The organism is Acinetobacter modestus, from assembly GCF_014636095.1.
Lineage (GTDB): Bacteria > Pseudomonadota > Gammaproteobacteria > Pseudomonadales > Moraxellaceae > Acinetobacter > Acinetobacter modestus.
Genome location: NZ_BMDV01000014.1, coordinates 1 through 14415, shown reverse-complemented (window position 1 = coordinate 14415; position 14415 = coordinate 1). Strand labels below are relative to the sequence as shown.

Annotated in this window: 11 protein-coding genes and 3 pseudogenes; 4 read left to right on the top strand and 10 right to left on the bottom strand. The window is 40.3% G+C overall.

Features of this window, described 5'->3' with window-relative positions:
* Positions 1–100: 100 nt before the first annotated feature.
* A pseudogene (locus tag IEV17_RS16755) lies at positions 101–520 on the bottom strand (heavy-metal-associated domain-containing protein); the annotation flags it as partial.
* A gap of 95 nt (positions 521–615) precedes the next feature.
* On the opposite strand from IEV17_RS16755, the gene cadR (IEV17_RS16750) reads away from it, so the two are divergent.
* Positions 616–1023 carry a Cd(II)/Pb(II)-responsive transcriptional regulator gene (gene cadR / locus IEV17_RS16750; protein ID WP_001219642.1) on the top strand — a complete coding sequence of 136 codons (408 nt, stop codon included), beginning with the start codon at positions 616–618 and terminating at the stop codon, positions 1021–1023.
* 268 nt (positions 1024–1291) lie between these two features.
* Here cadR (IEV17_RS16750) and IEV17_RS16745 read toward each other — a convergent pair.
* From IEV17_RS16745 to cadR (IEV17_RS16715), 7 genes and pseudogenes are all read right to left on the bottom strand, one after another.
* Positions 1292–1471, bottom strand: a pseudogene (locus IEV17_RS16745) (hypothetical protein); the annotation flags it as partial.
* Between the two features lie 203 nt (positions 1472–1674).
* Entirely contained in the window at positions 1675–2574 is a 900-nt protein-coding gene (locus IEV17_RS16740; RefSeq protein WP_004665978.1) for a cation diffusion facilitator family transporter, read from the bottom strand.
* Positions 2575–2659: 85 nt separating this feature from the next.
* On the bottom strand, positions 2660–5818 hold the full coding sequence (locus tag IEV17_RS16735; protein WP_004665976.1) for an efflux RND transporter permease subunit: 3159 nt from the start codon (positions 5816–5818) through the stop codon (positions 2660–2662).
* Positions 5808–7043, bottom strand: a complete 1236-nt coding sequence (locus IEV17_RS16730) for an efflux RND transporter periplasmic adaptor subunit (protein WP_004665974.1) — start codon at positions 7041–7043, stop codon at positions 5808–5810. The genes IEV17_RS16735 and IEV17_RS16730 overlap by 11 nt, the downstream gene beginning before the upstream one ends.
* Position 7044: 1 nt before the next feature.
* The gene (locus IEV17_RS16725) at positions 7045–8412 is read right to left on the bottom strand and encodes a TolC family protein (protein WP_004665973.1); all 1368 of its coding nucleotides are present in this window, start codon (positions 8410–8412) and stop codon (positions 7045–7047) included.
* Between the two features lie 48 nt (positions 8413–8460).
* Positions 8461–8871 carry a hypothetical protein gene (locus IEV17_RS16720; protein WP_004665968.1) on the bottom strand — a complete coding sequence of 137 codons (411 nt, stop codon included), beginning with the start codon at positions 8869–8871 and terminating at the stop codon, positions 8461–8463.
* Between the two features lie 142 nt (positions 8872–9013).
* A complete protein-coding gene (cadR, locus tag IEV17_RS16715) occupies positions 9014–9406 on the bottom strand; it encodes a Cd(II)/Pb(II)-responsive transcriptional regulator (protein WP_004665966.1) in 393 nt (130 codons plus the stop codon).
* A 90-nt stretch (positions 9407–9496) separates the two neighbouring features.
* On the opposite strand from cadR (IEV17_RS16715), the gene IEV17_RS16710 reads away from it, so the two are divergent.
* From IEV17_RS16710 to feoB, 3 genes are read left to right on the top strand one after another with little or no spacing between them, the layout of a single operon-like run.
* Complete coding sequence (locus IEV17_RS16710; RefSeq protein ID WP_004665964.1) at positions 9497–10777, top strand: cation efflux transmembrane domain-containing protein; 1281 nt, start codon at positions 9497–9499, stop codon at positions 10775–10777.
* A gap of 11 nt (positions 10778–10788) precedes the next feature.
* A complete protein-coding gene (locus tag IEV17_RS16705) occupies positions 10789–11049 on the top strand; it encodes a FeoA family protein (protein WP_004665962.1) in 261 nt (86 codons plus the stop codon).
* Positions 11039–12868, top strand: coding sequence for a ferrous iron transporter B (feoB, locus tag IEV17_RS16700; protein WP_004665961.1), 1830 nt, complete (start codon positions 11039–11041; stop codon positions 12866–12868). The genes IEV17_RS16705 and feoB overlap by 11 nt, the downstream gene beginning before the upstream one ends.
* Before the next feature lie 121 nt (positions 12869–12989).
* On the opposite strand, the gene IEV17_RS16695 is transcribed toward feoB, so the two are convergent.
* Both IEV17_RS16695 and IEV17_RS16690 read right to left on the bottom strand, forming a co-directional pair.
* Positions 12990–13946, bottom strand: coding sequence for an arsenic resistance protein (locus IEV17_RS16695; protein WP_004665958.1), 957 nt, complete (start codon positions 13944–13946; stop codon positions 12990–12992).
* A gap of 10 nt (positions 13947–13956) precedes the next feature.
* Positions 13957–14319: pseudogene (locus IEV17_RS16690) on the bottom strand (recombinase family protein); the annotation flags it as partial.
* Positions 14320–14415 lie beyond the last annotated feature (96 nt).

The following is a 14415-nucleotide window of genomic DNA, read 5'->3' as shown; positions in this document are numbered from 1 at the left end:
ATGATTTCACCTTGAAAGTGCCGACCGTGGAAGGGATTCATCTGCTGTATCTCGAAATAAATAAGATATTTAGCTTATCATGTCAGCCTATTTGCAACAGTGCCGTCATTTCCACCACGAACAGAAGTGCATTGATGCCGAGCAACCAGCGCAGGGTCCCGGATTCTTGCTTAGCAGAAGCTGCCGAAAACTCGGCGGCCTTGATGGTCTCCGGATTTGCAGCGACGGTTTCCTGAAGCGAGGCGCCTAGCCCCAAGGTCTTCAGTTTCGAGGTGACGGGCTCGACCTCACCGTCATGCACGACCTTCAACCGGCGGTTCGACAAGTCGAAGGACAGTGCCCGAATCCCCTCAACGCCGTTCAGGGCCAGGCGAATCATGCGCTCTTCTGATGGACAGTCCATCTTCGGCACGGCATAAACACTGACCCATTCCCCCGACGCATCGGAGGAGGCCTGCATATCGGTATCCGCCGCAGGCCTTGCATGGTCGCCACAGGGGCCTCCGCAGTTTTTACTCATGATATGACTCCACTTGAATGTGATCGGGTTTTCATTTAAAACTATATAGTAGCTATAATGTCAATAGCGTAGAGAATCCGTTGCGGAGGAACCCGATGCGTATTGGTCAGTTGGCACAGTCAGTAGGGGTAGATACACAGACGATCCGCTTCTACGAACGGCAGGGCTTGTTGCCGCCGCCTGGTCGGCAGGAGAACGGTTACCGTGTCTATACCGAGAAACACGTTGAGCGGCTGGCCTTTATTCGTCGCTGCCGCATCCTGGATCTGTCACTGGCAGAAATTCACGAACTAAAGCGCTATCAGGACGACCCTCATCAGTCCTGTACCGCTGTCAATGCCTTGCTCGATGATCACATCTCTCATGTGCGCTCGCAGATAACCGCTCTACAGGCGCTTGAGAAACAACTCGTTTCACTAAGAGCGCGTTGCAACGATGACCGGGAAGTTAAGGCGTGTGGGGTTCTTGCTGGAATTAGCGAGGGAAGCATGCATCAGCAGTAGGTTGGAGTGCCAACCAGATAATCCGATGAGATGCCGGTTTGCCTCACTCTCATGCAAAGGTAAGATCAACCATTTAATCCGCTTACCCTTTTTAATATTATAATTATATGTAGTTCAACTAATGGTGTGATAGGTTTTAGTTATAAACTTATTCATTCAGGAATTATATTGCTGAATGAATAAGTCTAATTGATTTATTTATGCAACCCAACTATTCATTTGATTCATTTGATTCATTTGATTCATTTGATTCATTTGATTCATTTGATTCATTTGATTCATTTGATTCATTATTTTTAACTTGTTTTTGTTTAGAATTTTCAACTTTAGAAGCTTTTAAATTCTTTTCAAGAAATAACAAGCCGCCATCTGCATAACTAAAACTTGCGATACTAAAGAATGCACTAATTAACAGTAATTTAGTACAAAATTTATTTTTGAATAGCATGTTTATTTACTCTCATTTAATACTTGTTAGATATTCTAACTTTAAAGAATTAACACCCAGAGGACTCATAAATTACATTCTTGTAATTTTAAAATGTCTCAGGATGGTGTTTAAAGTGCGTGTGATAAATAGAAGTGTAATACAGGAAAATGGTAAGGTTTATCAGCCTAGTCATCTGTCCATTATGTAGAAAGAGCAGCACTTTAATGTTTATGCTGTTCCAATGTATTACATTCCTTACTTTCTATTTGTAACGTAATTTCAGTAATACTATGATTATGTTTTAGAACGTCTAAGGCCTTTTGATAGAGCTGATCTGGATCGCTATTAGGAGCAACCAAATGAGCAGTTAAATGAATGTTTTTTGAAGATATAGCCCAGACTTTCAACTGATGAATCCCTTCAACACCCTCTAGCATCAATAAATCATTTCTTAACGACTCAATATCAATCTCATCAGGAACCCCTTCAAGCAAAATATGGATACTTTGTTTTAATAAAACCCAAGTTCGAGGTAAAACCCAGAAGCCAATTAACACAGCGATTACGGTATCTACCCACATCCACTGGGTAAAATAAATGACCACTCCTCCGATAATCACGCCTATCGATCCCAGTGCATCACTAAGGACTTCTAAATATGCGCCTTTCACATTTAGACTTTCTTGAGCACTCGCAGAAAGGATTTTCATTGAAATCAAATTTATGACCAAACCAATGACTGCGACAATCATCATTCCAACACTTTGAATTTCAGCAGGATGCGTAAAGCGTTGGTAAGCTTCATAGACAATATATATCGCCACCACAAAAAGCATCACTGCATTAAACAGAGCCGCTAAAATTTCGAATCGCTGATAGCCAAAAGTTCTTTTATCATCTGCGGCTTTTTTACCAATTTTGATAGCAGCAAGAGCAATAGCTAATGCGGCTACATCAGTAAACATGTGAGCGGCATCAGACAGTAATGCTAAACTTTGGGTAATAAAAGCAGCGACAACTTCTACTATTAAGAAAGTAGTCGTTAAACCCAAAGCAAACATTAATTTCTTACTATTTCCTTCAGTAACAACCGCATGGCTATGATCATGATGTTCTGACATAAAATTTTCCTTATTTAATCCATGATTAGCAGAGATATTTGAGACAGACCCAATATCTCTGCTAAAAGTTGCTTAATCTAATGGATTAAGAAGCTTTCTTTTCATTCATCCACCGGTACAGTACGGGCAATAAAACCAATGTAAGCAGGGTAGAGGAGATAATTCCTCCAATAACCACTGTTGCTAAAGGTCTCTGTACTTCTGCCCCAGTTCCGGTTGCCAAAGCCATCGGGACAAACCCAAGGGACGCCACACAAGCGGTCATCAGCACAGGTCTAAGACGCAAAATTGCACCCTGCCACGTTGCATAATAAAGGTCATATTGTTGTCGCAACTCTTTGATAAAGGTGAGCATGACTAAGCCATTCAGTACAGCCACCCCCGATAGTGCAATGAAGCCAACCCCTGCTGACATGGATAATGGAATGTCACGCAACCACAACGCGATTAAGCCTCCACATAAGGCAAACGGTACACCACTAAAGACCAGTAAGCTTTCTTTGATATTATGGAATACAGCCATCAATAAAATAAAGATCGTCAACAATGCGAGCGGAACCACCAATTGCATACGCGCTTTTGCAGACATCAGATTTTGAAATTGACCGCCATAATCTATCCAATAACCGCTTGGTAATTCCTGTTTGGATAACGTGCTCTGAAGCTCTGTTACGAATGAGCCTAAATCACGTCCTTCTACATTTGCAGTAATAACCACTCGACGTTTACCATTTTCACGGCTGACCTGATTAATACCCAGGATATTTTCAACGCGTGCCACATCTTGCAGTTGGACTAAACCACCATTCGGCAATTGAATAGGAAGTACCGCTAACTGTTCAGGACTACGCTGGGATTCATCTAGACGGATGACAAAATCAAAACGCTTGTCTCCCTGTAAAATTGTTCCAACATTCTGGCCACCGACACTTGTAGCTACCAGATCCTGAATTGCTCTTACCGACAAGCCGTATTGTGCGGCTCTGGACTTATCAACTTCTACATTCAACAAGGGTAAGCCGCTGGTTTGCTCTACATTAACGGCTGTCGCGCCTGAAATTGATTTAATTTTCTGAGAAATCTTATTCGCTTCACGATTCAGAATTTCCATATCATCGCCAAATAATTTGACACCCACATCACTTCGCACCCCTGAAATTAACTCGTTAAAACGCAGTTCAATGGGTTGCGAGAACTCACTGTTATTTCCCGGCAATGTCGCTAAGAAAGTAATCATTCTTTGGCGAAGCTCATCAATCGTTTGTTTTGGATCAGGCCATTCATCATGAGGTTTTAACAGTACCACGCCATCTGAAATGTTGGGTGGCATGACATCTGTGGCCACTTCTGCTGTACCGGTACGGGCAAAGATTGCTTTAATTTCAGGAAATTCTTTCAACAGTAACTTTTCAGTATTTTCCTGCATTCTCAGTGACTGTTCTAACCCTGTACTTGGGGAACGCATTTGCTTAACAGCAAAATCACCTTCACCCAGTTGAGGTGCAAACTCGCTACCTGTTTGAGTGGCTAGCACACCCGTAAGCACTAAAATACAGGCAGCCACAATAGTCACAAATAAACGAAGCTCATAGGCTCTATCTAAAAGCAATTCATATTTGGTTTTAAGCCAATGCATCCAGCGACTTTCGGTTTCCTTGACTTCTCCAGTGACAAATAGGGCAACTGCGGCTGGCACAAAAGTGACAGATAAAATCATGGCCCCAATTAAAGCCAGTACAACCGTCATTGCCATAGGATGGAAAAGTTTGGCTTCTACCCCCGTCAGGGTAAAGATAGGTAGATAAACCACCAAAATAATTAACTGTCCAAAGATGAGAGGACGACGCGCCTGTTTTGCAGCCAAGAAGACTTCTTTAAATCTTTCAGAACGGCTAAGTAAACCACCTTTCAGCTTCTGAGCTTCTGCTAGCCGACGGATACAGTTTTCTACAATAACCACTGCACCATCAATAATAATACCGAAGTCCAGTGCCCCTAAACTCATCAGATTTGCACTAATCTTCTGCTCTGCCATTCCCGTCAAGGTAAACAGCATTGACAGTGGAATAACGCAAGCCGTGATCAGCGCAGCACGGAAATTACCTAGAAAGAGAAATAAAATAACAATGACGAGGATTGCACCCTCAATCAAATTTTTCTGAACGGTTTTGATCGCCCGATCAACCAAATGCGTACGGTCATACACAGTCTCAATCACCACACCTTTAGGTAGCGATTGCTGGATCGATTGCACCTTTTCATCAATGGCTTGAGCAACGGTACGGCTATTTTCTCCCATCATCATCATGGCAATACCCAATACAGTTTCTTCACCATTATAGGTTGCAGCCCCTGTTCTCAAGTCATGACCAATTGAGACATTGGCGACATCTGCCACCCGAATCGGATAGCCGTTTTTATTGGCAATACTGATGTTCTGGATATCTTCAATCGTGTTTAAAGTGCCGGGAACACGAACCGTTAGCTGTTGTCCATTTTTCTCAATATAGCCAGCACCACGGTTTTCATTATTCTCTGTTAAGGCAGTTTGTAAATCAGACAAAGGAATTTGCAATTGTTGCAATCGGTTCAGATCCGGGGCAACCACATAGGTTTTATTAAAGCCACCAATGCTGTTGATCTCCGCAACGCCTTTTACGCGCTGTAATTGTGGCCTTACAATCCAATCCTGAATTTCACGTAAATCCATAGCCGAATAAGCGGTCCCATCCAGTTTTTTAGCATTTGGTTCGGCTTTAATCACCCATTGATAGATTTCACCTAAACCTGTCGAAATAGGTGACATGTTAGGTTGCACATCTTCAGGCATTTCTCCCATTGCTTCTTGCAAGCGCTGGTTGATAAGCTGTCTGGCCCAGTAAATATCCGTGCCATCTTCAAAAATGATGGTCACTTGCGATAAGCCGTAGCGTGAAATAGAACGGGTTTGTTCCATTTTCGGCATGCCTGACATGGCATTCTCGATTGGATATGTAATCCGCTGTTCCATTTCTAAAGCCGTAAAACCATTGGCTGAAGTGTTAATCTGCACCTGAGTGTTGGTAATATCTGGTACAGCATCAATCGGTAACTTTTGATAACTATAAATACCAATAGCAATCCAAGCCGCAATAAACAGCATGACCCAGATTGCGTTATGGATAGAAAACTGGATCAGTCGATCAAACAGTCCTTCAGGTTTTACCGATTCGTGGTCTGGAATTTGAGGAGTTTCAGTGCTCATCTGAAGCCTCTCCTTTTTCCAGCTCGGATTTCAGTAAAAAACTGCCTTGAGCGGCATATTTTTGTCCCTGACTAAGCCCACTCACCACTTCAATCCATTGGCTCTCCCCAGATGATTGCCCTAATTTCACAGGTTGCGGACTGAATTCAACTTTTTGTCCATGCTGAGTGGCGACAAAAACCACATCTTTTCCATCGACATTCTGAACTGCGGACTTAAGTACCCGTAATGCGGTACTTTCACTCCGTTGTTGCAACTGTACGTTCACCATCAAGTTTGGACGTAATTCGGTTGCATTCGATTCAACTTTTGCTCGCACCTGAAGACGACCTGTTTGAATATCCGCTTCAGTATTTAAAGTCTGAATAACAGCTTGATAAACCTTTTCTGTTTGCAAGGATTTAAATTCGATCTTTTGATTCGGGGCTAAGCCCACAATTTCAGAATTTGGAACAATAAACTCAAGCCAGAGCTGATCTAACCTGTCTATCGTAAAGAGTTGACTTGCTAACTGAACATTTTCTCCTTGCACCAAATCCTTTTTACTAATCACGCCGGAAATGGGGGCTTTCAAAATATAGCGGCCATTACTGGCATTCACTGCACCAAATGCACTTAAACGTGATTGGGCCGCTTGAACCTGAATTTGTGCCCGTTTATAGGCGTTGGAAGCACGTTGATAGTCTTGTTTTGCTGAAATACCCTGTGACCAAAGCTGACGCTCACGATCGAAGTCTTGTTTAGCCAGTTCAAGGTTGGTTTGTTCCATTTTAAAATTGGCCTGTTGATCGACTAAGTCAGGCACAAGCAACGCAGCTAAAGGCTGTCCTTTCTGAACTTTTTGGCCGAGTTCTACATAGACATTTTCTACATGACCGCTAAAACTCGGTGAGACATGCGCTTGCTGATCCGTATTCACATTGAGTTTGGCAGGATAAGAACTTAATTTAACCACCGGGCCTTGATCGACCGCTGATAATTGTATGCCCTGTTCAACCAGTTGCTTGGCGGTCAGGCTCACGCCTTCGGCATGCTCTTCAGTTTCACCGCCATGTTCTTCTCCGCTTTCTTCCTCTGCATGTTCATCTGATGTTTCCGATTTATTCTTACCAGTTAAGATCAAAAAAATACTGAGGAGTACGGTAGCGCCGATAACCAAACTAATCAGTAGAGGTTGAGAGATTTTTCCGCTCTGTTTTTTTAAGCTGTTTTTAAGATCGAACATGTTAATTTCCCCCACCAATGACAGGCATGGCCTGTATGTCTTGCCATAAGTTTTGATTGATTTGTGCAATAGCATCTTTCGACATGACTTCACTTGGGCTAATGCCTAAGCTCAAACTTTCTGCTTCAATGGCCTTTTGCCAGCCATCCCGTAACAACTGGACTTTACGCAGACGGATGTCTTGTAATTGAAGCGTGGCTTGCTGAACATCGGTTAAAGCAAACTTGCCTGCCAAGAAACCTTGTAGCGTCTTACTTTGAACTTGAGTCGCCAAAGGAATTTGAGTCTCGTCAACGACTTTGAATTGCAGCTCTAAACCCTGCAACTCGGTTAAAATTGTGCCTATTTGCAGCGCATTTTGCTTTAGATAAAACTCTTTCTGATGCTCTAATAAGTTCATTTTTTCTTGCGCGATTTTTATGCCATTTTGCTGACGATCGAAAATATTAAGCGGTACACTGACTCCGACTACTAATTGATTTTGTGTGGAGTTTTCCAAGGATTGGGTGCGGTTGACACCTAGGTTTAAAGTGGGGTTAGGACGTGCCTTTGCCCTTAGTTGATCAACCGTTGCTTGAGACTCTAATACCAGTAAAGCTCGATATTTCTCAACGTAGTTTTCCGCTAAATATTCTTGAACCTGCTGATGAGTCGATTTTGGCCAGAGCTTTTGTGAAGAGAGGTTTACCTGCAATGACTTATCAGAGGTTCCCCATAAATTTGATAATTGTTGGGTGGCCACTTGGACTTGTAAGTCGGCCTGTCTAAAAAGACGGATATTTTCAGCATGACTTAAACGTGCGCGATTCACATCTACTTGCGCGATACCGCCCGCAGTAAAGCGCTTCTCGATCGCTTTAAGGTTTTCTTCGCTCACCCGAAGTTGTTCATTGACAATGTTTCTTTCAAGTTCGGCAATGGCCAGTTGTGACCATACATATTTCACTGCAAGCTCAATTTGCGCTTGATAAATCTTCTGCTTCAGTGCTGTTTTATCTGTAGAGAGACTGGCTAATTTTTGGTTTGCTTTTCGCTCACCAAAAATATCCAAGGGTTGTGATATGCCAATGGTAAGCTCTTTTTCATTATTTGAACCAAATCCCGTTTGTTCAACTGACAGTTCAGGATTTTTAAACAGCTTACTTTGCTGAAGATTCGTGGCATTAATGCTGTTTTGCGTTTCCCAGAAATTTTGGGACGCTTGATACTGGTTGACCTGATCAATGGCTTGTCGCAGCGTTAAATCTTGAGGACTGGCGACTACAGAAGTACTCAAGCTGATCATTGCTGATAGCAAGACACCTGTACGGAATGCTGACCAGGATAAATTCAGGATAGAAGTATCCTGATATAATTTGTTTTTTGACATGAAATGCCCCACACATAATGAGATTAGGAGTGGTGGGCTTTTATAAGACTACCCCACCAATAGTAGGGGCAAATCAGGAGGGGGTGTTAATTGATTCAGATAAGGGGATTTATAAAAAGTTCTTCCCAAATAAGATGGTGTAAGGACTGTCTCAAAATGAGTTTTAAGCTTCAAATCATCGGGTGGGTCAATCTGAATCACGATTGTATTTGAGAAATGACAGCACTTTTCGTTAAAACAAAGCTTCTGACAATAGTCATAAATTTCTTTATAGTTTTCTAAGGAATAAAGTGCTTGACTAGGACTATCACTCTTTTCGTCTAAATCGATTGGATTAGAGAGTATTGAATTGGGTATGTTTGTCATTTCATGCAGACACGCAGCCTCTGCCACACTCCAAATATTCTGGAATGTGAATAAGAGTACCAATATCTGGATTAGAAATGTTTTTCTCTTCATACACAAATCTGTATTTAAAACACCAATAAGAAGCTGTCCAGATCTATCAAAGATCTGATCACAGAATTTGAGTAACCTTAAACTTTTTGCAGCCTTAAGTAAAGATATACAGAATTTTTGAAAAAAGCATAGGTCTAGATAATCAAGCTAGATTTTTTAAAACTCCACATTGGTCAATTGTACATAAGCCATCACAAGTACCTCTTAAATCAGATAATTGTTCAATAAGCTTTTGTTGCTTGATTATATTTTCTCTGATAGCACTGACATGTAAGTCAATTAATTCATTCACATCTGAACAATTTTTCTTGGGATTATCTTTATAGGTGAGTAATTGACGAATTTCATTCAAACTCATATTTAAAGTTCGGCAATTCAAAATAAACTTAATTCGCTCAACATAGCCTATATCGTAAAGGCGGTAATTTCCTTCCGTTCTTTCGGGTTTCGGAATTAAACCTTCCTTTTCATAAAACCTAATTGTTAATACTGAACATGAGGTTTTTTTAGAGAGTTCACCAATTTTTAAATGCATTGAGTTGGTATTTCCAAAAAATCTTGACTCTATAGTAACTATAGGGATTCTAATATTCAAAGTTTATAAATTTTTTTAATGGGTATAACTATGAGTGGCTGTGGATGTAGTAAAGAAACACCATGCGAAGATAAGAAATCTCAACAAGAAAATCATCCATCAATTGCAGAAGCAAGCAATTCAAAGAATTGTGATAATACGCCTAGCTGTTGTGGTGAAGAGGAAGAAGAAAAATCTTCATCTCCTTGCTGTAACACTTCAAACAGTTGTGAAGATACCGCTCAATCCTGTTGTGGTTCTGATCCCAAAGAAAATTTAAGCACTGAAAACGTTTTAAAAGATTCGCACTACATGAGTGAATACTTAGTTCCCAAAATGGATTGTTCTGCGGAAGAACAGATGGTTCGTATGGCGCTATCTTCAATTGATGGTGTTCAAAAACTCATCTTTGATTTACCTAACCGGTCTTTAAAGGTTCTACATAATCAAAAAGATGAAAATATAACCACCAAACTTGAAGCTTTGGGTTTTGGTGCAAAGCTTGTGAAGACTGAAACTTATATAAGCAATCAACAGGCTAAGCAAACAAGTACCTACACAATTCCTAAAATGGATTGCTCTGCTGAAGAGCAAATGGTCCGTATGGCTCTTGCAGATATTGAAGCAGTTAAAGGTCTTACTTTTGATCTTCCCAATCGAAAACTGAAAGTCTTCCATAATGAAGGGATTCAGCAAATTACGGCTAAACTCGAAGGACTGGGTTTTGGGGCGAAACTTGATGAAACACAGCTTTCTTCAGGCGATATACCTAATGAACCTGATCCTGTGAGACAAGCTAAAGTACTTAAACTGTTATTAGGCATTAATGCTCTACTGTTCTTTATAGAATTCATCAGCGGTATTATTGCTGCGTCTACAGGATTGATTGCTGATTCTCTAGATATGTTTGCCGATGCAGCCGTTTATGGTATTGCGCTATATGCCGTCGGAAAAGCTGCGAAATATCAAGTGAAAGCAGCCCATTTCGCAGGTTGGATTCAGTTATTACTTGCTGTCATCGTGATTATTGATGTCATTAGACGATTCATGTTTGGAAGCGAGCCAGAATCAACGCTCATGATTGTTATTGGCCTGCTCGCACTTATAGCTAACGTGACATGCTTATATCTTATTTCTGGTCATCGAGAAAATGGCGCACATATGAAAGCCAGTTGGATTTTCTCGGCGAATGACGTTGTGGTAAATATGGGCGTTATATTTGCCGGTGTACTCGTGGCGTGGACGGGATCAGCTTACCCAGACTTAATCATTGGCATCCTGGTTTCTTTATTCGTGCTTAATGGTGCTCGAAAGATTTTGGCTTTGAAGTAAGAGTATCGAAAATGAATCTATTTCAAGTTAAACAAAATCAGATCGTCAAAATTAGAGATCTCAAAAAAGGTAATCAATACAGTCATACCACTGATCCCGTATTGGAACGGCTCCAACTATTAGGTTTTAGAGAGGGTGAAACTCTACAAGTACTCGCTAAAGGTGTTTTTGGCGGAGATCCTGTTTTAGTTCAAATTGAAACTTCAAGATTCGCATTAAGAAAGAATGAAGCTGAAAGAATTTTTGTAGAGTTAGTATCCAATGAAGATTAAGAACATTGCATTAGTCGGTAATCCAAATTGCGGAAAAACCTCTTTATTTAATACGCTTACTGGTACGCGACAAAAAGTTGCCAACTATGCTGGAGTTACCGTAGAAAGAAAAGAAGGTTCTTTTAGATTACCTTCTGGTGATGCAGTACGAGTATTGGACTTACCCGGAACTTACAGTTTAAAACCTAGTAGTTTAGATGAAGAAGTCACCAGGGCAGTTTGTTTGGGCGAGCTAAAAGGTGAAATTCTCCCCGACATTTTTATATGCGTCGTAGATGCCACAAATTTAAGCTTACATTTGAGCTTGGTTCTCGAAGTTCGTGCTTTAAATCGCCCTATGATTCTTGTATTAAATATGATGGATGAGGTCAAAAAGCGTGGTATTTCCATTGATAAGGATAAACTGTCTCAACTGTTAGGTATCCCTGTAGTTGAAGCTGTCGCAGTTAAAACAAAAGGAATTCAAGATTTAATTAATCAATTAGATCAAAAAAATCTTTTTATTACTCCTTATCATTCTGAATTAAGTCATTTTGAACAGGTCAAACAAATCACCAAACAAGTTATTTTAAATAATGACAATGGTGATAAAAGAACCGCATTTCTAGATAAAATTTTTCTACATCCTGTATTAGGTTTAGTAATCTTAACTTTAACCATGTTTGTGATGTTCCAAGCGGTATTTATATGGGCAACACCTTTTATAGAATTCATTGAAAATTTTATCGTATGGCTCAGTGATTTTATTGGACCACTAATCCAACATCCTCTATTAAAAAGCTTGGTAGTCGATGGGGTAATTGCTGGCACAGGTAGCGTGCTTGCATATATGCCTCAGATTTTGATTTTATTCTTCTTCATTTTAATGCTTGAAGAGTCAGGCTATTTACCCCGAGCAGCATTTCTTTTAGATAAATTAATGTCTAAAGCCGGGCTTAGCGGCCGTTCATTTATTCCTCTGCTATCCAGTTTTGCTTGTGCGATTCCCGGAATTATGGCAACCAGAAGTATCAGCTCTGAACGGGACCGATTAGCAACAATTATGATTGCACCATTGATGACCTGTTCAGCAAGATTGCCCGTATATGCTTTATTGATCGCGGCATTTATTCCGAACCAATTAATCTACGGCTGGTTAAGTCTGCAAGGATTAGTCCTTTTTGGTCTTTATATGTCGGGAATAGTCTCAGCGTTATTAGTTTCACTCTTTCTGAAGTTGGTTCGAAAAGATAAAACTGAAAGTATTTTTATTTTTGAGCTTCCCACATACCGAATTCCAGATATTAGAAATATTGCATTAGGCTTATATGATAGGGCAACTATTTTCTTAAAACGAGTTGGTGGCATTATCGTCGCACTGTCTATCTTGTTATGGGTACTAGTCACGTTCCCTCAACCACCAGATAATGCAAGCATGCCGGCCATTAACTATAGTTTAGCTGGTCAGTTAGGACATTTAATTCATCCTATATTTGCGCCTATTGGGTTTACATGGGAAATATGTATTGCACTCATTCCTGCTATGGCAGCAAGGGAAGTTGTAATTGCTGCTCTTGGGGTGATTTATGCGATGTCAGGTGATGAAGATACAGTAACTCAAAGTCTGTTAAGTCAAATTTCAGGCCCGGATGGATGGGGGTTAGCCACAGGTTTATCATTATTGGTATGGTTTATTTTTGCTCCACATTGTCTTGCCACGTTAGCAACAATTAGTCGAGAAACAGGTAGCTGGAAACAGCCTGTCGTTATGGCAACTTATTTGTTTGCATTAGCCTACATCTTTTCATTCATCACATATCAAGTTGCGAGTAAGTTTTAATTAGCAAATGAATAAAAGAGGGGGGGAGCTAGCTCCCCCCCCTTTATTAAATTACTCGATGTAAGCGTGGGCTTCTGAATACTTTTATCTAACTATAACAACTACTTAAATGTTTAAATCTCTAGGTTTTGAATAGTCGAGGTATCAGACGAATATAGATTGGTAAAAAGCATAGTTCAACGATAGTCTGAGTCAAGATTACAGCAGGAATTATGGGCATACTTCCCGGAATTGCAAAAGCTAATGGAAGAATAACAAATGAATTTCTATATGATGCTGAAAAGGACACAGCACTAGCAGAGCCAGATTCTAATCGAAAAATACGAGCAATTATCCAACCCACGAATGGAGCAATAATGGCAAAAGAAATATAAATTGGTAAAGCTTGAAGAGCTGCACTTTTTGCAAGCCCAATTTGAGGCATAACTGATGCTAGGACGATAAACAAAACTAGGGCTGTGGCAGGTACAGGAAATAAGTTTAGGCTTTCAGCCACTTTTTCTGCTTGTTCATTTCTATTCCCAATGAACTGAACTATAGCTGCCATTGCTAAGGGTGCAACAATGAACCATACAAACGCATGGACAAAAGGACCAATTTCAACAAGCTGAGCTACCTCTTCTCCGAGGAGTACACCAAGATAAATTGGTAGTAAGATCATTTGGATAAGCAATAATACAGGTGTCATCGCAAGTAATAATCTTGCATTACCTTTCCCAACATGGGTGAAAGTAATCACATAATCAATACACGGTGCTAGTAGAACAAAAAGTACAGCTAAACGAATAAGTGGGTTTTCAGGTAAAAATTGTATTAGACCTGCCGTAATTAAAGGTAAGGCAATAAAGTTAGTAATAAGTAATGCAGAAATAAAACGTAAATTTTTTAATGCCTTGCCAATTTCTGCAATAGGTACTTGTAAAAAAGTAGCAAATAACATTAATGCCAGTGCAGGGTTAATCAAACTTTCTAAAATCGTCGCTCCACTGATGGTTAATCCAAAAATAACTCCGATAAAGATGGTACAGAAGTAGATTTTGACTTGATTATCTTCAAGAAAATTTCGAATATTTTCCATTTTAATTGAGTTACTCACTTGCTTTTAAATAGCGGTATACCGCCTGGCGACTAATTCCAAATGCCTGGCCTAATGCCATTTTTGAAGGGTACTTTCCTTCCTTCCATTCTTGTCTTAAAGCTTCAGCCTGTTCAGGTTTCAATTTATGTACACGCCCTTTGTACTTTCCTTGAGCAGAGGCCAGTTTTATTCCTTCTTTTTGACGCTCTAAAATGATCTCACGTTCGAACTGTGCAAAAGCGCCCATCAATTGCAGCATCAAATTATCCATCGGGGTAGATTGAGCAGTGAAAGTAATATTTTCTTTTACGAACTGGATGACAATTCCTCGTTTGACCAGTTTATCTACTTCAGTGACTAAATCTGGCACTGTTGCAAATAGGCTGACATGATAAGCTAAATATCTTATTTATTTCGAGATACAGCAGATGAATCCCTTCCACGGTCGGCACTTTCAAGGTGAAATCAT

What these genes read in the sequence shown, in the direction of transcription:
- IEV17_RS16695 (WP_004665958.1), bottom strand. Translation starts at nt 13,946, where the DNA reads ATGGAAAATATTCGAAATTTTCTTGAAGATAATCAAGTCAAAATCTAC.
- IEV17_RS16705 (WP_004665962.1), top strand. Translation starts at nt 10,789, where the DNA reads ATGAATCTATTTCAAGTTAAACAAAATCAGATCGTCAAAATTAGAGAT.
- IEV17_RS16710 (WP_004665964.1), top strand. Translation starts at nt 9,497, where the DNA reads ATGAGTGGCTGTGGATGTAGTAAAGAAACACCATGCGAAGATAAGAAA.
- IEV17_RS16720 (WP_004665968.1), bottom strand. Translation starts at nt 8,871, where the DNA reads ATGAAGAGAAAAACATTTCTAATCCAGATATTGGTACTCTTATTCACA.
- IEV17_RS16730 (WP_004665974.1), bottom strand. Translation starts at nt 7,043, where the DNA reads ATGTTCGATCTTAAAAACAGCTTAAAAAAACAGAGCGGAAAAATCTCT.
- feoB (WP_004665961.1), top strand. Translation starts at nt 11,039, where the DNA reads ATGAAGATTAAGAACATTGCATTAGTCGGTAATCCAAATTGCGGAAAA.
- IEV17_RS16740 (WP_004665978.1), bottom strand. Translation starts at nt 2,574, where the DNA reads ATGTCAGAACATCATGATCATAGCCATGCGGTTGTTACTGAAGGAAAT.
- IEV17_RS16725 (WP_004665973.1), bottom strand. Translation starts at nt 8,412, where the DNA reads ATGTCAAAAAACAAATTATATCAGGATACTTCTATCCTGAATTTATCC.
- cadR (WP_004665966.1), bottom strand. Translation starts at nt 9,406, where the DNA reads ATGCATTTAAAAATTGGTGAACTCTCTAAAAAAACCTCATGTTCAGTA.
- IEV17_RS16735 (WP_004665976.1), bottom strand. Translation starts at nt 5,818, where the DNA reads ATGAGCACTGAAACTCCTCAAATTCCAGACCACGAATCGGTAAAACCT.
- cadR (WP_001219642.1), top strand. Translation starts at nt 616, where the DNA reads ATGCGTATTGGTCAGTTGGCACAGTCAGTAGGGGTAGATACACAGACG.